Origin of the sequence: Streptomyces malaysiensis subsp. malaysiensis (genome assembly GCF_040653035.1) — a bacterium.
Lineage (GTDB): Bacteria > Actinomycetota > Actinomycetes > Streptomycetales > Streptomycetaceae > Streptomyces > Streptomyces malaysiensis.
On sequence record NZ_JBEZNG010000029.1, the window covers coordinates 93,080 to 113,261 of the forward strand.

The following is a 20,182-nucleotide window of genomic DNA, read 5'->3' on the forward strand; positions in this document are numbered from 1 at the left end:
CCGGCCGGGTACCCGGACCCGCCCGGATATCACCCGGCCTCCGGGACCACACGGCTCCCGCGCCGTCCTACCGCGCCGCCTGGGCCCGGTCGACTTCCGCCGGTCCGCTCAGCCCTCCGCCGCCCGGATCGCGTCACGGTAGGCGCGGGCCGCCGCGCGCAGCGCCGCCTCCGGGTCCACACCGTCCGCCTCCGCGCGCACCGCGAGCGCCAGCAGCTCATAGCCGATGCCCGCACCGTCCGGCAGCGCCACGTCGAGACCGGCCGTACGGGCGCGGAAGGCCAGCTTGGCGGTCAGCGCGAGCGAGGGCTGAGCGAGCGGCACCCCTTCGGTGACCGAATCGCGCCGCTTCTCGGCCGCCTTGGTCCGCAGCCAGTGGCGCCGGACGTCCTCGGCGGTCTCGGCGGACTCGTCGCCGAAGACATGCGGATGGCGGTGGATCAGCTTGTCCACGATGCCGCCCGCCACATCGTCGATCGAGAACGGGTGCTCGGGGTCGTCCTGGGCGATCCGGGCGTGGAAGACGACCTGGAGCAGCACATCCCCGAGCTCTTCGAGCAGCGCCTCGCGGTCGCCCTCCTCGATGGCCTCGACGAGTTCGTACGCCTCCTCGATGCCGTACTTCACCAGCTCCTCGTTGGTCCGGGTGCCGCTCCACGGGCATTCGGCGCGGATCCGGTCCATGACCTGCACCAGATCGAGCAGCCGCGCGCCCGGCAGATCGTAGGAACCGGGCAGCAGCTCCAGGTCCGGCATCGCCGCACGGCCGGATCCGGCCAGCCGCGCCAGCCCGTCGGTCAGCTCGGACTCGCCCTCGGCGGAGGTGATCACGACGGCCGTGCGGCCGCCCTCCGCCAGGCAGTAGTCGACCAGTTCGCGCGCGGCCGGGGAGCCCGGCTCCACCTCGACGCCCGCCTCCCGCAGATACGGCAGCTGCGGATGGTCCGGATCGCCGGAGAGCACCCGGTCGGCACCGCGCAGCGCCTGCCAGGCGGGCCAGGACAGCAGCCCGGGCGCCACCCGGTGGCTGGTGGTGAGCAGGACGATGCGGCCGGTGGGGGCGGTGGCGTCGGCGGGGGCGGGCGAGTCAGGTGCGGTCACCCCTGAAACGTAACTTACGCCTGCTCCGGGGTACCGCCGGAGGTGCGCAGCCATGCCTCCTTGGCCAGGACGGCGGTGCCCTGGGTGTTGTCCCACTTTCCGTAGCGGGGGTTCACCTTGATGTGGAGCGCCTTGGAGGTCTGGGTGAACACCTCGTTGACCTTGGAGGTGCCCAGCTTGCGCAGCAGGCCGTTGCGCGTGAGGTCCATCCGGACCGCCCCGTCGATCCCGTCGGGCGCGATGCCCTGCTGGAGATACAGGGCGCGCAGGGCGGTGCCCCCGCCGCTCTGCTTCTCGGCGGCGGCGCGGGCACGCTGGACCTCGCGGCGGCTGGGGCTGATCCCGTTGTCCTTACCGGCCCGCTCGATCACCCGGAACTGGATCATCCGGATCAGCGTGTCCTGGCTCAGCCGGCCGCTGCCCGCGACCATCTGAGCCGCCCTCGGGTCATTGCCCTGCGCCTCCCGGACGGCCTTGACCTGTGACTGGAGCTGGGACACGGTGATCCGGCCGTCGTCCAGGACCGCCGCGGCGCCGGGCCGCGGAGCGTCGCCGCACGCGGTGAGCAAAGGCGCGGAGAGCAGCAGCGCGGACGCGGCGGAGACGGTGAGCGCAGTACGGCGGCGGATCATTGAGCCTCCCGGCAGAGATCGTGCGGCGCGACAAACGATCTGGCGTTGATCGATGGTATGGAGTCGGCGCGGCCTAGGCCACTGCCTGGACAACGATTCACCACGGTCTTGGTCAGCCTCCGGCCGCCGTCCACCCGGCAGGGCCTACCGGCCGCCGGTGCGCGCGGGCAGTTTCAAGGTGGGGCAGCCGCCCAACACCCGCCGCATCGCGGCCTTCTCCGCCCCGGTCACCCACAGCCCGTACACCTTCTTCACCGCCACCTGACGCGCCACATAGTCGCAGCGGTACGCCGTGTTGGGCGGCAGCCAGGTCGCCGCGTCGCCGTCGCCCTTACGGCGGTTGGCGGAGGCGTCCACGGCGATCAGGTTGAGCGGATCGTTGGCGAACGCCACGCGTTTGTCCCGGTCCCACTTCAGGGCGCCCTTCTGCCAGGCGTCCGACAGCGCGACCACGTGGTCGATGTCCACCTTGCTGCGGCCCCGGACGAACCGCACATCGCGGCCGGTGTACGGATCGTCGGTGAGCGTGCCCGAGGCGACCAGGCAGTGGCCGTCGCGGAACTTCACGTCCTTCAGGTCCCGCTTGAGGATGTCGTCGCGGGTCCCGCAGCCGTTGTCGTCGGTGTCCACCCACGAGCTGCCGAACTCATCGCGCTCATAACCCGTCTTCGGCGCACGCCCCTTGACTGTGAGCGAGGCCACAGCGGAGAGGGCCGATCCGGACACCGCGGGCCCGCTCGTACCGCCCCCGCCCTTCTCCCCGGCCTTGCCGTCCTGGTCACCGGCCTTGCAGCCGCCGACCGCCAGCAACGCGGCCAGCACCGCCGCAGAACCCCGCATCGGTATGCGAAACCGTCCCTGCAACCTTCCCGCCCCCTTCGCGTATCTTTTCGCACAGACCGCCCACACGATAAGGACCCTGGATGGACACGGCCGCAACCGCCCCGCCCGGCACCGGCGCCGAGGGGGCGACCGCCGTCACCACGGGGCGTACCCGGCTTCTCACGAGGGCAGGCGTACTGCGGCATCCGCGGGCCGATCCGTACTGGCTGGCCCTCGCCCTCTTCGCCGCCTTCACGGCGCTGTCGGTCTGCCGCTACCGCCGCATGGCCACCATGTCCTGGGACCTGGGCATCTTCGAGCAGGCGATACGGGCGTACGCGCACTTCCAGGCCCCCATAGCCGACCTCAAGGGCCCCGGCGCCAATATCCTCGGCGACCACTTCAGCCCCATCACGGCGCTGCTCGGCCCCGTCTACCGGCTCTTCCCCGGCCCGGTCACCCTGCTCGTCGCGCAGGCGGCGCTGTTCGCCGTCTCCGCCGTCCCCGTCACCCGCGTCGCCGCCCGGCTGCTGGGCCGCGGCCGGGGGCTCGCGATCGGCATCGCCTACGGGGTGTCCTGGGGCGTCCAGCGCGCCGTGGACTTCGACTTCCACGAGATCTGCTTCGCCGTACCGCTCATCGCCTTCTCCCTGGAGGCGGTGATCCGCGGGCGCTGGTACCCGGCGATGCTGTGGGCCGCCCCGCTGGTCTTCGTCAAGGAGGACATGGGCGCCACGGTGGCCGCGATCGGCGCGGTCATCTGGCTCCGCGCCCGGCGCGACCCCGAGCGCGGCCACCGCGCCGTCCCGCTCGCCGTCGCGCTGATGGGCTTCGGCGTGGTGGTCTCGGCGCTCGCGCTCGGCGTGGTCATCCCCGGCTTCAACGGCGGGGGTTCGTACGACTATTGGGACAAGGTCGGCAGCGGCGGTGAGCAGACCGGCACCATCCCCTTCGCCACCGCGCTGCGCACCCTGCTGTGGATCCTGCTGCCGACCACGGGTCTGCTGGCGCTGCGCTCCCCGCTGCTGCTGGCCGCCGTGCCCACCCTCGGCTGGCGCTTCCTCTCCCACGACGACCACTACTGGGGCACGGACTGGCACTACAGCGCGGTGCTGATGCCGGTCGTCCTGCTGGCCCTGGTGGACGCCCTGGACCGGGTCCGCGACACCCACCGGCCCTGGCTCGCCTCGTACGCCCGCCAGCTGCCCGCCGCGGTGTGCGGGGCGGCCCTGGCGCTGTCGTCCTCGATGCCCCTGTACGGCCTCACCCAGGGCGCCACGTACGACAGGCCGTCGCAGACCCGCGCGGTGGAGCGGCTGCTTGACCGGATCCCGGACGGGGCGACGGTGGAGGCCAACGTCGGGCCGATAAGCCGGCTCACCAGCCGCTGCCGGGTGCTGTGGGTCGGCGCCACACGGGACATACAGCCGGACTACATAGCCCTCCAGGAGCCGCCGGAGCGCACCGAGCGACAGGTGCTCGACTACGCGGGGCAGCTCCACCCGGGCACGCCCTACACGCCCCTCGGCTCCACCTCCGGCTACTTCGTCCTCAAGCGGGGCTGAGCGGGGTCCAGGAGCCGCCGAGCGGGGTCCTGAAGCCGTTGAGCGGGGCTCTGCGCCGGTTCAGCCGCGGCCCGCGGCTCAGCTCATGGGCCTCGGCTCGATGAGGGCGAACGGCGCCCCCTGAGGGTCCCTCACCACCGACATCCGGCCCGCGACCATGTCGTACGGCGGGCGCAGGACCGTACCGCCCGCGGCGGACACCTTCGCCGAGACGCGGTCGGCGTCCTCCACGGCGAAGTAGACCAGCCAGTGCGGGGGCACCTCCGGCGGCATCCCCTCCCGCAGCGGCTGGAGCCCGCCGACCGTACGGCCGTCCACGGAGATCCCGAAGTAGCCCTCGGCGCCCTCCATCGGGGTCGACTCCAGACCCAGCGCCTCCGCGTAGAAGGCCGAAGCCGCCTCCCGGTCGGTGGTGTTGAGCTCGTTCCAGATCAGCGTGCCCGGCTCGTTGACGAGACCCGCGCCGGAGAAGCCGAGCGGCTGCCAGACGCCGAAGACGGCGCCCAGCGGGTCGGCGGCCACCAGCATCCGCCCGAGGTCCATCACCTCCATGACCGGCAGCAGCACGGTGCCCCCGGCCCGGCTGACGGCCTCCGAGGTGGCCTGGGCGTCGGCGGAGCAGAAGTAGGTGGTCCAGACCGTCGGCGGCGGTGCCTCCTCGCCCACCGACTGTGCGGACATGACACCCGCGACGGGCTTGCCCCGCAGGGTGCACATGGCGTAGCCCCCGGCCTCCGCGGGGCCGACCTCTCCCTCCCAGCCGAACAGCCCGGAGTAGAAGTCCAGGGCGGCCCGCTGGTCGGGGACCATCAGATCGATCCAGCAGGGCGTTCCGGGCTGATAGGACGTGACTTCGGGCATGGGGCCGCCTCCGTATCGCCACTTCCGGCCGTACGCGGCCGGTACGGGATGCCCCCATGGCCCATTCTCCTCCGGCCGGGCCGTCACGCCACTCGGCGGGGACGGCCACCGCGCGCACCCGCCCATGGACAGGCCGTCACCCGGCTCTCCAGCCGCTCCCGGATCCATCGTGGTCGCACCCGCCGCGTCCCCCACGTCAAACCGCCGGGCGGCGGCCGGCCCGAAGGCCGACCGCCGCCCGGCGGTGGTGAGGGTGAGGGTGTGTCAGGCGCCGCCGACGGCGCTTCCGGCCACCCACTGGTTCCAGTCCATGTTCCATCCGTTGAGGCCGTTGTCCGGCTGGACGGTCTTGTCCTTGGAGTTCTTCACGATGACGACGTCACCGACCTGGGAGTTGTCGTAGAACCAGGCGCCGTCCGTCTTGGGGTCGCCCGCGCCCTTGGTGTCCGACAGACCCACACAGCCGTGGCTGGTGTTGACGTTGCCGAAGATGGACTTGGCGCCCCAGTAGTTGCCGTGGATGAAGGTGCCCGAGGTGGACAGCCGCATCGCGTGCGGCACGTCCTTGATGTCGTACTCGCCCTTGCCGTCGTCGTCCGTGAAGCCGACCGTCGCACCGTTCATCCGGGTCTCCTTGAACTTCTCGGAGATCACCATCTGACCGTTGTAGGTCGTGTTCTCGGGGCTGCCGGCCGAGATCTTGATGGTCTTCAGCAGCTTGCCGTCGCGGACGACCTTCATCTCCTTCGACTCGGCGTCGACCGTGGAGACCTGGGAGTGGCCGATCTTGAAGTTGACGGTCTTCTCCTGGACGCCCTTGACACCGGGCGACGCCTCGACGCCGTCCAGGTCCAGCTTCAGGGAGACGGTCGAGCCCGCCTTCCAGTAGTCCTGCGGGCGCAGGTCGAGCCGGTTGCCGCCGAACCAGTGGCCGACCACCTGCTGGCCGCTGCTGGAGGTGACCTTGATGTGCGACTCGACGTCCTTCTTGTTGGTCACCGCCTTGTCGAACCGGATGGACACCGGCATGCCCACACCGACGGTGGAGCCCTCCTCCGGCGTGAAGTTGCCGATGAAGCTGTTGGCGGGCGAGACGGTGGTGAAGGACGAGTTCTCGGTCGCCTTACGGCCCTTGGAGTCCTCGGCGGACGCCGTGATCTTGTACTGGGTGGACCGCTCCAGCTGCCCGCTCGGCTTCCAGGACGTCTTGTCGGCCGATATGGTCCCGGCCACGGTGTTGCCGGTCGCCGCGGACGTCATCGTGACGGAGGAGAGCTTGCCCCCGCTGACCGTGACCTTGGTGTCACTGTTGATGCCCGCGTTCGTCGCACCGGCCTTCGGCGTGATCTTGATGTGGGCGTCCGACGCGTCCTTGGCGGCCGCCTCGTCGACCTCCGACTGCGACTTGTGCCCGTCGTTCTTGGCGTCGTCGCCGCCGCCATCCCCACCGCACGCGGCGAGAGTGAGTACGCCGCCGAGCACGGCGGCCACGGCCACCAGCCCCTTACGGCGCTTGCCGTCCGTCATCACACGCTTCTCCATTTGACCTGGATCTTGATCTGGACCCCAGAAACCCCGGACCTGCCTGACAAGAACGCCTGTACCTTTTGGCCGGTTCCACGCACAGTAAAACTGTGTGCAAGGCCACTTAGCAAAGGCATGGCCCAAGCCTAAGTCCCTCCGGTACCCGGACCCGTACGGCTCCGCCGTCGTGACCGCTCGAAGTACCGACTGATGGCTGGTGACCGATGCCGACCGACCGTCCCGGCCGTCCCATTCGTCCTCGGCTGCCCTCAGTTGCCCTCCGTTGCCCTCAATCGTCCTCGTCCAGATCGACGAAGGCCCCTGACCACTCGGCGGCGCGAGGATCGTAGTCGACATGCTCGCTGCTCCAGGACGCCTGAACCAGTTCGACCCCGGGCACCTCCTCCACCAGCTCGAACGGCTCGACCAGATAGGCCAGCGCCTCGGCCTCGTCCGACTCCACCATGCGGCGTGCGTGGCCCCGTTCCTCCTCGGCCAAGGACTCATCGCCGTCGATCTGCTCGTACGTCGCCCGCCGCAGCTGGTCCGGATCGGCGATCTCCACCACAAGGTCCACGCGAAGACGGACAAACCGTGATGTCTCGGTACTCGTCATGCGACGGAGGTTAGGGGTCCAACCCGTCTCGCTTCCGCACGACCCGCAGTTGTCACTACGATCGGGCGCACGGGGTCAAATTGCCGCAGCCTCAAGGAGGATGCCGTTGTCCGCACGCCGACCGCTGCTGACCGCCGCCGCTGCCGGTTCGCTGCTGTGCGCCCTGTGGTTCGTCCCGTCCGCCAACGCCACGGTCGAGGACCCTGGGTCGTCATCGGCGACCTCGCAGACGCCCGGGAGTTCGACCGGGGCCGGGCCCAGGACCGAGGCCGTGCCCGACGGGGATCTGGCCGACACCGGCAGCGTGGACATCACCCCGTATCTCTTCGGCGGCACGGCCTTCCTGGGCCTGGGCGTCGCCATGGTGACCGCCTCCGTGCGGCGCACCCGCCCGGAAGCGTACTGAGCGCTCCGCCGGAAGGGCCCTGACCTGCCGTCGACCATCCGCGGCAGCGTCCGTGGCCGGTCGCGGCGGAGCCGCACATCGACACGGCCCAGCGCCCCTTCCTTCAGGGCGCCTTCCGAACCACGGCCGACGTCCACCGATCCGCTCGGTCCCACCCGGAGAGGTGTACCGGCGCCCGCCCCGTTCAGTCCAGGGGACCCGTCACCGACTCCACGGCCCCGATCAGCTCTCCGGATCGTACGAACGCGTCCGCCGCCGCCAAGTCCGGCGCCAGATAGCGGTCCTCGCCCGGTCCCTCGACGCCCGCCCGGCGCACCGCCGTCAGCACCGCCCGGCTCGCGGGCGCGGGCTCCAGCCCCGCGCGCAGCTCGATGGCGCGGGTGGCGGCGACCAGCTCGACGGCCAGGACGCGGGCCAGGCTGTCCACCGCCGTACGCAGCTTGCGCGCCGCCGACCAGCCCATCGAGACATGGTCCTCCTGCATCGCGGAGGACGGGATGGAGTCGACCGAGGCGGGCACCGCCAGCCGCTTCATCTCGCTCACCAGCGCCGCCTGGGTGTACTGGGCGATCATCAGCCCGGAGTCCACGCCCGGGTCGCCGGCCAGGAAGGGCGGCAGACCGTGGGAGCGGTTCTTGTCCAGCAGCCGGTCGGTACGGCGCTCGGCGATCGAGGCGAGGTCGGCCGCGGCGATGGCCAGGAAGTCCAGGACGTACGCCACCGGCGCGCCGTGGAAGTTGCCGTTGGACTCCACCCGCCCGTCCGGCAGCACCACGGGGTTGTCCACGGCGGAGGCCAGCTCGCGCTCGGCGACCAGCCGGGCGTGCGCGAGCGTGTCCCGGCCCGCGCCCGCGACCTGCGGTGCACAGCGGATCGAGTACGCGTCCTGAACCCGCGGCGCGTCGTCCTGGTGGTGCCCGGTGAGCCCCGAACCCTCCAGCACCCGCAGCATGTTGGCGGCGCTCGCGGCCTGCCCCGGGTGGGGGCGGATCGCGTGGAGCTCGGGCGCGAGGACGCGGTCCGTGCCGAGCAGCGCCTCCAGCGAGAGGGCGGCGGTCACATCGGCGACGGTGAACAGCCGGGCGAGATCGGCACAGGCCATGATCAGCATGCCCAGCATCCCGTCCGTGCCGTTGAGCAGCGCGAGCCCCTCCTTCTCGCGGAGCTCGACCGGCTCGATACCGTGCTCGGCCAGCAGCTCGGCCGCCGGGCGCACCGCCCCGTCGGGCCCCTCGGCCTCGCCCTCGCCCATCAGGGTCAGCGCGCAGTGGGACAGCGGCGCGAGGTCGCCGGAGCAGCCCAGCGAACCGTATTCACGCACCACGGGGGTGATCCCCGCATTGAGGAGCGCGGCCATCGTCCGGACCACGACGGGCCGGACCCCGGTATGGCCGGAAGCGAGCGTCTTCATCCGCAGGAACATCAGCGCCCGCACCACCTCGCGCTCGACCCGCTCGCCCATGCCGGCGGCGTGCGAGCGGACGATGTTGCGCTGGAGCTGGGCGCGCAGCTCGGGGCTGATATGGCGTACGGCCAGCGCGCCGAAGCCGGTGGAGACGCCGTAGACGGGCTCGGGCTTGGCGGCGAGATCGTCGATCACCTGCCGTGCCGCGGCGACGGCCTCCAGCGCCGCCTCGGAGATCTCGATGCGCGCGGCGCCGCGGGCCACGGCGATGACGTCGTCGGCGGTTGTTCCGGAGGTACCCACCACCACAGTGTGCATATCCATATTCAGGCACCCTAGAGAGTGAATCGCCAAGTGTCACCCCGGCGGCCTTCCCCACCCCGCCCCTCCCCGAACCGGGACCCCGCCCCGGCCCCCACTCCTCAACCGCCGGAGAGCCTGAACGGGCCCCAGGCACACGGTGAAACCCGGCTACGGCCCGGCAGGGCCCCGAAGGGGCGCGGGGCTGTGTCGATGTGCGGCTCCGCCGCGTGCGCGCGACCAGCCACAACGGCGCCGCAGAGAATCAACGACACGTCAGGGGCACTACAGCGGAACGCTCAGCCCGGGGCGAAGCCCCACCCTGGGGTCCGGCGGGAGCCCCCGCTTCAGCCCCTCCGGCGCTTGAGGAGCGGGGCCCGGGGCAAGGCCCCGGCCCCCCCCGGCCGTGGGGGGGGCCGCCATCAGCGGCGCCCCCGGAAGCGCCGCCGCTCCGGCGGACGCGCGGAAGACGTGTCGGCCAGCCGGATCACCGGGTCCTCGGGCCCACCCTCGCGGCCCGCCACGACCGGCTTGGGCGAGCGGGCCGCCTTGGCCCGGTACTGGGCCGCGTCCGCCAGGCGGAAGAGGCGGCGGGCGGACGGTACGGGCCCGATCGGATCGCCGGTGGAGGCGATGCCACAGGCGACACCCTCGCCCATCTCCAGCTCGGCGGCCCGCCGGCACAGCTCGTCGGCGACCCGGACCACCTCGTCCGCCGGGGGCCCGACCCCCAGCAGACAGAACTCGTCGCCACCCAGCCGGGCCACCAGCGCCCCCGGCAGCATCGCGCCACATATGGACAACAATGAGCCGAATCGTTCCAGCAGGCGATCGCCGACCGCGTGGCCGAGGGTGTCGTTGACCCGTTTGAGGCCGTTGAGGTCGCAGACGACCAGGCTCACCACGGTGCCGTCCGCGTGATACGCCTCCAGCGCCTCGTCCAGCCGTATGTCCACCGCGCGGCGGTTGCCGAGGCCGGTCAGCGGGTCGGTGAAGGCGAGGCGGCGGGCCTCCTCCAGCCGTTCGGTCTGGGCCAGCCCGGCGGCGGTCACCGAGGCCAGCACGGTCGCGAAGTCGGCGTCGTCGCGGTCGAAGACGGGGCGTCCGACCGCCCGGGCCACGTACAGCTCGCCCCACGCCCGCCCGTGCAGCACGATCGGGGCCACCACACAGCTGCCGCGGCCGCGCCGCCGCAGGGCGGCCACCCTCCCCCAGCTGCCGCTGGGCGGGGCCCCCTGGCGGTCGTGCGGGGCCGGGCCGGCCCCCGCGCCCTCGGCGGTCTCGACCCAGGCGTGCGGTTCGCCGCCCGCGGCCCAGTGGTCGTGCAGGAACTCGGCGATCTCCGGGAAGTCGTGCACCGGATACGACTCGTCCTCCGGCAGCGGCTCCTCGCCCGCCATCAGCTCGCCCACGTTGACCAGGACCCGCAGCCGCCCCCGCTCGCGCTCCCACATCGAGATCGCCGCGAAGCCGCCGTCGAGGGCGCGGCGGGCCGCCTCGGCCGCCACGCCCACCGCCTCCTGCGGAGTGTGCGCCGCCGCCATCTCCTGGGCGAGCCGCACGACGGCCCGCAATCGTCCGTCGACCCCGCCGGGCCGTCTGCCGATCACCCCGTTGTCCATCACGACGGCCTCGCATTCCTCACGGCCATGCATACGTTCGCTCTGCTCTCCAGCGTAAGAACGTCGAGAACAATCCGCTGCGGGCCGTTCACCCCGGGTATCCGAGCGAACGGTCACCCCCGGCACCCCGGTGACACCGCTCGCCCCGGATCCGGGGCCACTCCCCGGATCCGGTCGGCTTCCCCGGTCCGGGTCGGCTACTCCCCCGGCCAGTTCGCGGGACGCTTCTCGTTGAACGCGGCGACGCCCTCGGCCCGGTCGCCGGAGAAGGCCACCGTCCGCCATGCCGCGTCCTCGACCTCCAGACCGGCCCGCAGATCCAGCCCCTGCCCCAGCCGCAGCGCCTTCTTGGCGGCCCGCACGCCGACCGGGGAGTTGGCGGCGATCCCCCGGGCCAGCTCCAGCGCCTCGGCCCGGTCCTCGCCCTCCGCCACGAGCCGGTCCACCAGGCCCAGCTCATGGGCCTCCGCGGCGGCCACCCGGCGCGCCGAGAAGATCAGCTCGGCGGCGCGGGCGGCGCCCACCCGGCGCGGCAGCAGCTGGGTGCCGCCGCCGCCCGGGATCACCCCGACCGACACCTCGGGCAGCCCCACCACGGCGGTGGGGTCGGCGACGATCACGTCACAGGACAGGGCCAGCTCGAAGCCGCCGCCCAGCGCATAGCCGTGCACCGCGGCGATGGCGGGCACCGGCAGCTCCAGCACCCCGGTGTAGGCGCCGCGGGAGACCGGCCGGTGCCGCATCATCTCGGCGTCGGAGAGCGAGTTGCGCTCCTTGAGGTCCGCGCCGACGCAGAAGGCCCGCTCATGGGTCGAGGTCAGCACGACGGCCCGGACGTCACGGTCCTCGGACAGCGCCGTACAGGCCGCCGCGATACCGCGCGCCATCTCCGAGGAGACGGCGTTCATGGCCTTGGGCCGGTCCAGCACCAGCTCGGCCACGAAGCCGTCCCTGCGGACCGCGACCCACTCCCCGTACCGCTGCTCACTCATCACCCACACCCTCCCGGTTAACGACCGTGAACCCACTGCCCGCGATCATTCCAGCTCCCCGGGGCGTGCGGAACCTGTGAGCCGCCCGTACGGGCCCTGAACAGATCGGCCGGAAGTCGGCCGCGGTTCGAACGACGCCCCGAAGGGGCGCGGGACCGTGTCGATATGCGGCTCCGCCGCGGCTGTGTCGATATGCGGCTCCGCCGCGTGGGACCAGCCACGACGGCGCCGCAGACGATCGACCGCACCTCAGGGCACCTCCCGCGGAGCGCTCAGCGGGCCCGCCGCCACCGGTTCAGGAAGCCGAGCAGGGACGACTGCTGCTTCTGCCGGTCCTCCGCCTGCTGCTCCAGCTCCGGCCCCGGCCCCATCAGGGCCTCGCCCTCGGAGGCCGCGTCGGTGGCGAACGGCAGCGAGATCGGCGGGATGGGCGGCGGCGGGGGCGCCCCCGCCGGCAGATCCTGCCGCTGGTCAGGCTCGCCCGGACGAGCGGGGGGCGCCGAGGTGAGCCGGCCACCCGGCCGGGCGACGGGGGCGAACCGCACCGGCAGGGTGATCACACCCCGTACGAAGATCCCGGACAGCCACTTCAGCTCCTCGATCTCCCCCGCGAGGGCGAGGTCGGGGATCCGGTCCAGCAGCTTCTCCAGCGCGACGGAGGCGATCAGCCGGGCCGAGCTGCGGCCGGGGCAGGCGTGGGGGCCCGCGCCGAACGCCAGATGGGCCCGGTTGCCCTGCTTGTGCGGCGACCTCAGCAGGGCGTCCCGGTTGGTCGCCGCGAAGCTGATCATCACGGCGTCACCGGCACGCAGCCGCTTCCCGGCGAGGTTGGTGTCATGGACCGGGAAGTAGAGCCCCATGTTGGCCACCGGCGGGTCGGTCCACAGCACCTCGTCCAGGGCGTCCTCGACGAGCATGCTGCCGCCCATGAGCTCGCCCGAGAACCGCTCGTCGGTGAGCAGCACCCGCAGGGAGTTGCCGATCAGACCGGGCACCACCCCGGTCACCATCCCGATCAGCAGCAGAAGCTGCTCGATCAGCTCCTCGTCGGTCAGCCGCGCCGGATGTGCGATCAGCCACGAGGTGATGTCGGCGCCGGGCTCACGCCGCTTGAGGTCGATCAGCTCGCGCAGCGCCGCGCCGGAGGTCCGGTCCCCGCCCGAGGGGTCCGAGCCGTCGATGAACGACGCCACGCCCCGCAGCAGCTGGTCCATGATCTCCTGCGGGCAGCCGAAGAGCTGGCTGCTGACCATGATCGGGACCAGGGCGCAGTACGTCCCGATCAGCTCGGCCTCGCCCGCCTCGCAGAACTGGTCGATCAGCGAGTCGGCGATCCGCTCGACATAGTTCCGCAGCGCGGCGGAGTCGATCCGGCCGGTGGTGTCCTCGATCGCGCCGCGCAGCCGCCGGTGTTCCTCGCCGTCCACGAAGTCGACCTGCGGCCGGGGCCTGATGATGTGCGGGGCATAGCTGCCCTCGGGCAGCACGCCCTCGTTCCTGGCCCGCCAGTGACGGGGGTCCTTGGAGAAGGTCTCGGGGCGCCGCATGATCTCCAGCGCCGTGTCGTACCCCAGGCACAACATGGCCGGGACACCTGGGTCCAGCTCCACCGGCGCGAGCGGACCGTGCGCCTCGCGCAGGCGCCGGTAGACCGCGAACGGGTCTCTCCCGAACTCGGGCGCGTGGAGCGGTTCGGCACCGGACCCCGGATGGGCGGGACAGCCCTGTGGAGGTAAGGCGCCCGGACGCTGAGCACTCGAATCGAAAAGCTGTGACACACGCGCTCCTGGACACCGCCGGGCCCACCCCGCGGGCGGTCGCGGACGGTGCTACTTCGACGACAGGACCTGGGATCCATCGAGTGGATCTTGCCGCACGTAGGCTAGCCCAACAGGCTTCGCTCCGCCCCCACTTCAACGATCCCGCCGCGGCCACCGGAATGATCCAGCCGAAGCCACCCGGAGCTACCCGGACGCGGCGGCCCCGCGCGCTCCGCACGGCGTCATGCGCGACGGCTCAGCAGCCACGGCTCCACGACCCCCAGACCACGCACCGGCCGCTGCCACATCGGCTGGAGCGCGAAGCGGTACGAGGGCGGCTCCTCGCCCTCCTTCTCCGCCGCGGCGGCCGCCTCCGCGGCCTCCGCCTCCGACACCGGGGCCTCCCCGGTGCGGCTCAGCTCCTCCGCGAACGCGCCGTCCACCAGGACCGCGTTCTTGGGCGCTATGGACGTCAGCCGGCTGGCCAGATTCACCGTGGTGCCGAAGACATCGCCCATCCGGGTCGTGACCGTGCCGAACGCGATCCCGACCCGCAGCTCGGGCATCGTCTCGTCATGCGTCAGCGTCTCGATCAGGCGCAGCGCGATCTCGGCGGCGATGCCCGCGTCATCGGCCGCGTAGAGCACCTCGTCGCCGAGGGTCTTGATCAGCCGCCCGCCGTGCGCCGCCACCAGGTCCGCGGCCGTGGTCTCGAACGCCTCGACCAGCTCGCCGAGCTCCTCCTCCTCCAGCCGGCGGGTCAGCCGGGTGAAGCTCACCAGGTCCGCGAAGCCGACCGCCAGCCGCCGGTCCACCATCTCCACGTCGTCCGCCGCCTGCACCACCCGGCCCGTCGCGGCCGCGAGCTGGCGCCGGTAGACATAGACCAGGAACTCCTCCAGCTCCGGCAGCAACAGCTCGACCAGCGGATACGCGATCTCGGTCCGGGTCATCCCGGTCTCCTGGGGATCGGTGAGCCCCTCCAGGAACGAGTCGATCTGCCAGTCGGCGAGCCGGGCCGAGGTCTGGCCGGTGGACCGCGCCACCTGGATGGCCATCGGCTCGCTCAGCAGCCCGGCCTCGACCAGACCGGACAGCCGCCGCAGCGCCAGCACATCGGCCTCGGTGAGCGCCTTTGCCTGGCCGATGTCGGCAAAGCCCATGGCCCGCCAGAAGCGGGTGGCCAGCTCGACCGAGACGCCCGCGCTGCGGGCCGCCTGGAAGGGGGTGTAGCGCCGCTCGGCGCCGAGGATCAGCTGCTCCAGCCGGAGCGCGATGGGATCCGGCTGGTCGTCCTCCTCGGGGGCCTCCGCGGCGGCGCTCTCCCGCGCCCCGGTGTCCCGTAGGGCCCCGTCGGGCGCGGCGGCGTCGTGCGCCTCGCGCTCCTCGGCCGTGCCGGAACCCGCGTCGTCGGCGGTCACCGTCCGCCCCCTGTCCGATCCCTGCGCACTGCCCTTCCGTTCCCTCTTCCCGGTGGGGTTTCGACCCGTCCACAGCCGCCCCGAGCTGGAGCGACCGCGACCACGATACGTCAGGTGTGCCGTAGCTCACTCTTGCGCGGGAGGGTCATTCCTCCCTGGATACGGAGCGTAGATGCACGATGTCCCCGGCGGAGACCGGCTCCTGAACCCCGCCCTCGGTGGCCAGAACCAGCCGCCCGTCCCGGTCGATCGCGACCGCCTCGCCGACGCGCTCCCGGCCGCCCGGAAGCTCGGCGCGCACCAGGCGCCCGAGGGTCGCACAGCCCGCCGCGTAGGCGTCCTGGAGCCCGCTCGCCCCGGGGTCGCCCCCGAAGCGGCGCCACTCCCCGTACCACTCCGCGATCGAGCGCAGCACGGCCCGCAGCAGCGGATCGCGGTCGGTGGTGATCGCGTCGGCCAGGGCCAGCGACCCCGCGGTGGGCACCGGAAGTTCACCGGCGCGCAGCGAGACGTTCAGCCCCATGCCGATGACCACCGCGTCCCCGGCCCGCTCGGCGAGGATCCCGCCGAACTTCCGCTCCTCGCCCTCGACCTTCACCAGCAGGTCGTTCGGCCACTTCAGGGTGGTGTCCACGCCCGCCGTACGGCTGAGCGCCCCGGCGGCCGCGACCCCGGCCAGCAGCGGCAGCCAGCCCCAGCGCTCGGTGGGCACGCCGGCGCCGCCGGGTCGTAGCAGGATGGAGAAGAAGAGCCCGGACCTGGCCGGGGCCGTCCAGGTGCGGTCGAGCCGGCCGCGCCCGGCGGTCTGCTCCTCGGCGATGAGCACCGCGCCCTCGGGGGCTCCGGCCCGGGCCCGGGTGACCAGATCCGTATTGGTCGAGCCGGTCGCCCGCACCACCTCGAGCTCGGTCCACAGCCCGCCGGGGCGCACCAGCCCCCGGCGCAGCGCGGCGGCGTTCAGCGGTGGCCGCTCCAGGTCCGACCAGCGGCCGTCACCTGGGCTCCCTGAGGTGTCAGAAGGCGTCATGGGGGCCAGCCTAGGGTCAGGAGGTGTGGCCAACGACGCAGTGCCACCGGGCGGTGCCGCCGATACGCTACGTGCCGGTAGCCCAGCCAGCGCAAAGCCGCCGAACGGTCCGAAAACGCCGGAACCCCCATAGGCCCCGTCTGATCACGATCCCGAACCCTTCCCCCGTTTCCCCCCGACCCTGAAGCAGTCCGCCGTATCCGCCCCCAGGACGAGCAGGAGCCGCAACCCGATGTCCACCGAGCCGGAGACCGCCCCCGAGATTCCAGACCGTCACACGACCGCGGGGAAGCTCGCGGACCTTCAGCGCCGCATCGAAGAGGCGACCCACGCGGGGTCCGCGCGCGCGGTGGAGAAGCAGCACGCCAAGGGCAAGCTGACCGCCCGCGAGCGCATCGGCCTCCTCCTGGACGAGGGGTCCTTCACCGAACTCGACGAGTTCGCCCGGCACCGCTCGACCAACTTCGGCATCGACCAGAACCGCCCCTACGGGGACGGCGTGGTCACCGGATACGGCACGGTCGACGGCCGCCCGGTCGCCGTCTTCTCCCAGGACTTCACGGTCTTCGGCGGCGCGCTCGGGGAAGTGTTCGGCGAGAAGATCGTCAAGGTCATGGACTTCGCGCTGAAGACCGGCTGCCCGGTCATCGGCATCAACGACTCCGGCGGCGCCCGCATCCAGGAGGGCGTGGTCTCACTCGGCATGTACGGCGAGATCTTCCGCCGCAACACCCACGCCTCCGGTGTGATCCCACAGATCAGCCTGGTCGTGGGCCCATGCGCGGGCGGGGCGGTCTACTCCCCGGCGATCACCGACTTCACGGTGATGATCGACCAGACCTCGCATATGTTCATCACCGGCCCCGACGTGATCAAGACGGTCACCGGTGAGGACGTCGGCTTCGAGGCGCTGGGCGGCGCCCGGACCCACAACACCACCTCCGGTGTCGCGCACTACATGGCCGGGGACGAGAAGGACGGCATCGAATACGTCAAGACCCTGCTGTCCTACCTCCCCTCCAACAACCTCTCCCAGCCCCCGGCCTTCCCCGACGAGGCCGACCTGGAGGTCTCGGACGAGGACCGGGAGATGGACACCCTCATCCCGGACTCGGCGAACCAGCCGTACGACGTGCACAAGGCCATCGAGCACGTCCTGGACGACAACGAGTTCCTGGAGACCCAGGCCCTCTTCGCGCCCAACATCATCACCGGCTTCGGCCGGGTCGAGGGCCACCCGGTGGGCATCGTGGCCAACCAGCCGATGCAGTTCGCCGGATGCCTGGACATCGACGCCTCCGAGAAGGCCGCACGCTTCGTACGCACCTGCGACGCGTTCAACGTGCCGGTCCTGACCTTCGTGGACGTGCCCGGCTTCCTGCCCGGCACCGACCAGGAGTACAACGGCATCATCCGGCGCGGCGCCAAGCTGATCTACGCCTACGCCGAGGCCACCGTCCCGCTGATCACGGTCATCACCCGCAAGGCGTTCGGCGGCGCGTACGACGTGATGGGCTCCAAACACCTGGGCGCCGACCTCAACCTGGCCTGGCCCACCGCGCAGATCGCGGTCATGGGTGCCCAGGGCGCGGTCAACATCCTCCACCGGCGCACCATCGCCGCCTCCGACGACCCGGAGACCACCCGCGCCGAGCTGATCGCGGACTACGAAGACACCCTGCTCAATCCGTATACCGCGGCCGAGCGAGGGTATGTGGATGCTGTGATCATGCCCTCCGAGACCCGCCGCCACATCGTCCGCGGCCTGCGGACGCTGCGGAACAAGCGCGAAGCGCTGCCCCCCAAGAAGCACGGCAACATCCCCCTCTAGCGAAGGGTGTTCCATGATCCGCATTGTCCGGGGCAACCCGACCCCCGAGGAGTTGGCCGCCGCTCTGGCGGTGGTGCAAGCACGCGCGGCGGCCCGCACGGCCGCTGCGCACAGCGAGGACGATCCGGAGGAGTGGTCCGACCCGGCCCGCACCGTCCCCAGCCGCCGGGTGCCGCATCCGGGCCCCAAGGCATGGCGCACCACGTACTGGCCCGCTTGAGAGGAGCACGGCAGGCCGTGAGAGGAGCACGGCAGGCCGGAATGGCACCATCGCGCCGGGGCGCCTGAGTACGCGTACTCAGGCGCCCCGGCGTCCATGGCCTCAGGATCGATTCCATGCTGTGGTCCGAGCCGCCCGATGAGCCGCCCGAGGAGCTGCGGCGCGCCGAGGCCATGCTCCGCCGCGCCCGCACGGTCCTGACGGTCTCCGTGCTGCTGGCGATGTGCCTCCTCGGCATGTGGCCCTGAAGCATGCGGCCCCGAAGCATGTGCCCCTGAAGCACACGGCCTTCTGCCCCTGAAGCACACGGCCTTCGAGCGCATGCTCCCGAGCCATGCGGCCGTGATCGGCGCATGGTCCTGATCCGGCCGGGATGAGGGGGCCATGGCCGGGCTCCGGCCCCTGGCCGGGCCGTTTCGGGGGCGGCTTACCCTGGTCCGCATGACTGCGCAGCGCACTCTCGTTCTCGCATCCGCCTCACCCGCCCGGCTCGGGCTGCTGCGGCAGGCCGGGCTCGCGCCGAAGGTGATCGTCAGCGGGGTGGACGAGGACGCGCTCAGCGCCGGGACACCCGCCGAGCTGGCCCGGGTGCTGGCCGAGGCGAAGGCCACCGCCGTGGCCGGACTGCCCGGGACCGCCGGCTCCCTCGTGGTCGGCTGCGACTCGGTGCTGGAGCTCGACGGGCAGGCACTCGGCAAACCGGCGGACGCCGAGGAGGCCACCGCCCGCTGGAAGTCGATGCGCGGCCGGGCCGGGGTGCTGCGCACCGGACACTGCGTGATCGACACGGCGAACGGCCGCCGCGCCTCGGCCACCGCGTCCACCACCGTCCACTTCGGCGAGCCGACGGACGAGGAGATCGCAGCGTACGTCGCCAGTGGCGAACCGCTGCACGTGGCGGGCGCGTTCACCCTCGACGGCCGTTCGGCGCCGTTCATCGACGGCATCGAGGGCGACTCGGGGAACGTGATCGGGCTGTCCCTGCCGCTGCTCCGCCGGCTGCTGGCCGAGTTGGACGTGCGGATCACGGACCTCTGGAGCGACCAAGGGGTGGTGTCCGCCGAATCCTGACGCCCGCGGCGGGCCGCTTCCCTCCCCCAGGGTCCAGGGGCAAGCCCGCGCGGTCCGCCGAACACCCCGTGGCGGACCCCGGCTAGGCATTTTCGGCTAGGAGTTTCCCTGGATCAGGCCGGGCTGGGGGCGTCTCCACTCGCGGTCTCGGCGGAGGGCCCGGCGGCCGACTCCGCCTCGTACCCCAGGAGGGTCAGCACAATCAGCCCCAGCACCACCATCATGAACGCGAACGCCGGCCAGCCCACCAGGCCGACCGAGAACGCGCCCAACAGCCCGTGCACCACCGCACAGGTGATGAGCAGAATGCGGGCCAGGCGGCCGGGCGCGCGATCGCGCACGGCGGTGCGCAGCAGCACCACTCCGCACACCAGCAGATAGAGGCCGAAGAGGCCGCCCGCGACCCAGGTGCCGACGGACATCGCGTCGGTGTCGATACCGCCCATGGACATCTGCTGACGGTCCACGACCAGGCCGAGGATCCAGTTCAGCAGCGCTATGCCGACCGCTTCGAGCATCAGCGTGACGGCCGCCACCGCGGCCACTGGTCTGCGCGCCACCGCGTTCCCCCTCCACTCTGTTGGTGCCGAAGCACGCTACTAACGGGTAAGCGCCGCGACAAGGGGTGCGGACGAGCAGAACGCCGTGGCAAAGTTTCCGCCCGGCATTCGTAGGGTTTCCACAAAGAAACGTGAAGCGCCGCAGCACGGTGTGCCGGAGACCTTGCCCACATCGCGGACGGCACACCGGACCCGAAAACCGGGCGTACCGTGGAGCGACGGGGGTTTCGGCCGTTCGCCCAATGCGAGGTTCACGCTCCGTGTGGTCAAGCTCACGCCTGGAGTCTTCTCGGCGCGAGGTGTCGCCTGTACCTAAACTCGGCTTGTTTCAAGGAGGGAGCCATCGTGCGCAAGGTGCTCATCGCCAACCGTGGCGAGATCGCTGTCCGTGTTGCCCGTGCCTGCCGGGATGCCGGGATCGCGAGCGTTGCCGTCTACGCCGATCC

The 20,182-nt window shown here is 71.8% G+C and carries 20 protein-coding genes; 7 read left to right on the top strand and 13 right to left on the bottom strand.

Going from position 1 to position 20,182, the window contains the following annotated elements:
• Positions 1 to 108: 108 nt before the first annotated feature.
• The 3 genes from AB0E24_RS38310 to AB0E24_RS38320 all read right to left on the bottom strand — a co-directional run bounded on the left by AB0E24_RS38310 (position 109) and on the right by AB0E24_RS38320 (position 2,573).
• Entirely contained in the window at positions 109 to 1,155 is a 1,047-nt protein-coding gene (locus tag AB0E24_RS38310) for a nucleoside triphosphate pyrophosphohydrolase (RefSeq protein ID WP_202543849.1), read from the bottom strand.
• Positions 1,116 to 1,733, bottom strand: coding sequence for a SurA N-terminal domain-containing protein (locus tag AB0E24_RS38315; protein WP_359384216.1), 618 nt, complete (start codon positions 1,731 to 1,733; stop codon positions 1,116 to 1,118). Before AB0E24_RS38315 ends, AB0E24_RS38310 begins: the two co-directional genes overlap by 40 nt.
• A gap of 144 nt (positions 1,734 to 1,877) precedes the next feature.
• Positions 1,878 to 2,573, bottom strand: coding sequence for an HNH endonuclease family protein (locus AB0E24_RS38320; RefSeq protein WP_232637958.1), 696 nt, complete (start codon positions 2,571 to 2,573; stop codon positions 1,878 to 1,880).
• A gap of 83 nt (positions 2,574 to 2,656) precedes the next feature.
• Here AB0E24_RS38320 and AB0E24_RS38325 point away from each other — a divergent pair, with 83 nt between their 5' ends.
• The gene (locus tag AB0E24_RS38325) at positions 2,657 to 4,120 is read left to right on the top strand and encodes a DUF2079 domain-containing protein (protein ID WP_069873444.1); all 1,464 of its coding nucleotides are present in this window, start codon (positions 2,657 to 2,659) and stop codon (positions 4,118 to 4,120) included.
• A 78-nt stretch (positions 4,121 to 4,198) separates the two neighbouring features.
• On the opposite strand, the gene AB0E24_RS38330 is transcribed toward AB0E24_RS38325, so the two are convergent.
• The 3 genes from AB0E24_RS38330 to AB0E24_RS38340 form a co-directional block, all read right to left on the bottom strand.
• Entirely contained in the window at positions 4,199 to 4,981 is a 783-nt protein-coding gene (locus AB0E24_RS38330; protein WP_359384218.1) for a VOC family protein, read from the bottom strand.
• A gap of 264 nt (positions 4,982 to 5,245) precedes the next feature.
• A complete protein-coding gene (locus tag AB0E24_RS38335) occupies positions 5,246 to 6,523 on the bottom strand; it encodes a L,D-transpeptidase (protein ID WP_079257927.1) in 1,278 nt (425 codons plus the stop codon).
• A 271-nt stretch (positions 6,524 to 6,794) separates the two neighbouring features.
• A complete protein-coding gene (locus tag AB0E24_RS38340) occupies positions 6,795 to 7,121 on the bottom strand; it encodes a hypothetical protein (protein ID WP_167459919.1) in 327 nt (108 codons plus the stop codon).
• 100 nt (positions 7,122 to 7,221) lie between these two features.
• Between AB0E24_RS38340 and AB0E24_RS38345 the strand changes: the two genes are divergently transcribed.
• Positions 7,222 to 7,527, top strand: coding sequence for a hypothetical protein (locus tag AB0E24_RS38345; RefSeq protein ID WP_435865368.1), 306 nt, complete (start codon positions 7,222 to 7,224; stop codon positions 7,525 to 7,527).
• A gap of 184 nt (positions 7,528 to 7,711) precedes the next feature.
• Here the strand turns inward: AB0E24_RS38345 and hutH are convergent, their stop codons facing one another.
• From hutH to AB0E24_RS38375, 6 genes are all read right to left on the bottom strand, one after another.
• Entirely contained in the window at positions 7,712 to 9,256 is a 1,545-nt protein-coding gene (gene hutH, locus AB0E24_RS38350; protein ID WP_069873455.1) for a histidine ammonia-lyase, read from the bottom strand.
• A 398-nt stretch (positions 9,257 to 9,654) separates the two neighbouring features.
• On the bottom strand, positions 9,655 to 10,854 hold the full coding sequence (locus tag AB0E24_RS38355; protein ID WP_435865370.1) for a GGDEF domain-containing protein: 1,200 nt from the start codon (positions 10,852 to 10,854) through the stop codon (positions 9,655 to 9,657).
• A 197-nt stretch (positions 10,855 to 11,051) separates the two neighbouring features.
• Complete coding sequence (locus AB0E24_RS38360) at positions 11,052 to 11,846, bottom strand: enoyl-CoA hydratase/isomerase family protein (protein ID WP_069873458.1); 795 nt, start codon at positions 11,844 to 11,846, stop codon at positions 11,052 to 11,054.
• 272 nt (positions 11,847 to 12,118) lie between these two features.
• A complete protein-coding gene (locus AB0E24_RS38365) occupies positions 12,119 to 13,456 on the bottom strand; it encodes a cytochrome P450 family protein (RefSeq protein ID WP_231981420.1) in 1,338 nt (445 codons plus the stop codon).
• Between the two features lie 392 nt (positions 13,457 to 13,848).
• Positions 13,849 to 15,027: an adenylate/guanylate cyclase domain-containing protein gene (locus AB0E24_RS38370; RefSeq protein WP_102934887.1), complete on the bottom strand. Its 1,179-nt coding sequence runs from the start codon at positions 15,025 to 15,027 to the stop codon at positions 13,849 to 13,851.
• Between the two features lie 145 nt (positions 15,028 to 15,172).
• Positions 15,173 to 16,054 (bottom strand): biotin--[acetyl-CoA-carboxylase] ligase, encoded by an 882-nt coding sequence (locus AB0E24_RS38375; RefSeq protein WP_069873464.1) that lies wholly within the window; start codon positions 16,052 to 16,054, stop codon positions 15,173 to 15,175.
• A gap of 232 nt (positions 16,055 to 16,286) precedes the next feature.
• On the opposite strand from AB0E24_RS38375, the gene AB0E24_RS38380 reads away from it, so the two are divergent.
• From AB0E24_RS38380 to AB0E24_RS38395, 4 genes are all read left to right on the top strand, one after another.
• Positions 16,287 to 17,885 (top strand): acyl-CoA carboxylase subunit beta, encoded by a 1,599-nt coding sequence (locus AB0E24_RS38380; protein WP_069873466.1) that lies wholly within the window; start codon positions 16,287 to 16,289, stop codon positions 17,883 to 17,885.
• A 13-nt stretch (positions 17,886 to 17,898) separates the two neighbouring features.
• On the top strand, positions 17,899 to 18,105 hold the full coding sequence (locus AB0E24_RS38385; RefSeq protein ID WP_069873468.1) for an acyl-CoA carboxylase epsilon subunit: 207 nt from the start codon (positions 17,899 to 17,901) through the stop codon (positions 18,103 to 18,105).
• A 116-nt stretch (positions 18,106 to 18,221) separates the two neighbouring features.
• Entirely contained in the window at positions 18,222 to 18,353 is a 132-nt protein-coding gene (gene mmpB / locus AB0E24_RS38390) for a morphogenic membrane protein MmpB (RefSeq protein ID WP_256114580.1), read from the top strand.
• Positions 18,354 to 18,546: 193 nt separating this feature from the next.
• A complete protein-coding gene (locus AB0E24_RS38395) occupies positions 18,547 to 19,176 on the top strand; it encodes a Maf family protein (protein WP_359384226.1) in 630 nt (209 codons plus the stop codon).
• A 113-nt stretch (positions 19,177 to 19,289) separates the two neighbouring features.
• Here AB0E24_RS38395 and AB0E24_RS38400 read toward each other — a convergent pair whose 3' ends face one another.
• Complete coding sequence (locus AB0E24_RS38400) at positions 19,290 to 19,736, bottom strand: hypothetical protein (protein WP_093701423.1); 447 nt, start codon at positions 19,734 to 19,736, stop codon at positions 19,290 to 19,292.
• Positions 19,737 to 20,081: 345 nt separating this feature from the next.
• Between AB0E24_RS38400 and AB0E24_RS38405 the strand changes: the two genes are divergently transcribed.
• A partial coding sequence (locus AB0E24_RS38405; RefSeq protein ID WP_158786612.1) for a biotin carboxylase N-terminal domain-containing protein occupies positions 20,082 to 20,182 on the top strand: 101 nt, incomplete at its 3' end.

Excerpts from the sequence above, each read along its gene's own strand:
- AB0E24_RS38310 (WP_202543849.1), bottom strand. The coding sequence starts at position 1,155 with ATGGCTGCGCACCTCCGGCGGTACCCCGGAGCAGGCGTAAGTTACGTT.
- AB0E24_RS38315 (WP_359384216.1), bottom strand. The coding sequence starts at position 1,733 with ATGATCCGCCGCCGTACTGCGCTCACCGTCTCCGCCGCGTCCGCGCTG.
- AB0E24_RS38320 (WP_232637958.1), bottom strand. The coding sequence starts at position 2,573 with ATGCGGGGTTCTGCGGCGGTGCTGGCCGCGTTGCTGGCGGTCGGCGGC.
- AB0E24_RS38325 (WP_069873444.1), top strand. The coding sequence starts at position 2,657 with ATGGACACGGCCGCAACCGCCCCGCCCGGCACCGGCGCCGAGGGGGCG.
- AB0E24_RS38330 (WP_359384218.1), bottom strand. The coding sequence starts at position 4,981 with ATGCCCGAAGTCACGTCCTATCAGCCCGGAACGCCCTGCTGGATCGAT.
- AB0E24_RS38335 (WP_079257927.1), bottom strand. The coding sequence starts at position 6,523 with ATGGAGAAGCGTGTGATGACGGACGGCAAGCGCCGTAAGGGGCTGGTG.
- AB0E24_RS38340 (WP_167459919.1), bottom strand. The coding sequence starts at position 7,121 with ATGACGAGTACCGAGACATCACGGTTTGTCCGTCTTCGCGTGGACCTT.
- AB0E24_RS38345 (WP_435865368.1), top strand. The coding sequence starts at position 7,222 with ATGCCGTTGTCCGCACGCCGACCGCTGCTGACCGCCGCCGCTGCCGGT.
- hutH (WP_069873455.1), bottom strand. The coding sequence starts at position 9,256 with ATGGATATGCACACTGTGGTGGTGGGTACCTCCGGAACAACCGCCGAC.
- AB0E24_RS38355 (WP_435865370.1), bottom strand. The coding sequence starts at position 10,854 with ATGGACAACGGGGTGATCGGCAGACGGCCCGGCGGGGTCGACGGACGA.
- AB0E24_RS38360 (WP_069873458.1), bottom strand. The coding sequence starts at position 11,846 with ATGAGTGAGCAGCGGTACGGGGAGTGGGTCGCGGTCCGCAGGGACGGC.
- AB0E24_RS38375 (WP_069873464.1), bottom strand. The coding sequence starts at position 16,054 with ATGACGCCTTCTGACACCTCAGGGAGCCCAGGTGACGGCCGCTGGTCG.
- AB0E24_RS38380 (WP_069873466.1), top strand. The coding sequence starts at position 16,287 with ATGTCCACCGAGCCGGAGACCGCCCCCGAGATTCCAGACCGTCACACG.
- AB0E24_RS38385 (WP_069873468.1), top strand. The coding sequence starts at position 17,899 with ATGATCCGCATTGTCCGGGGCAACCCGACCCCCGAGGAGTTGGCCGCC.
- mmpB (WP_256114580.1), top strand. The coding sequence starts at position 18,222 with ATGCTGTGGTCCGAGCCGCCCGATGAGCCGCCCGAGGAGCTGCGGCGC.
- AB0E24_RS38395 (WP_359384226.1), top strand. The coding sequence starts at position 18,547 with ATGACTGCGCAGCGCACTCTCGTTCTCGCATCCGCCTCACCCGCCCGG.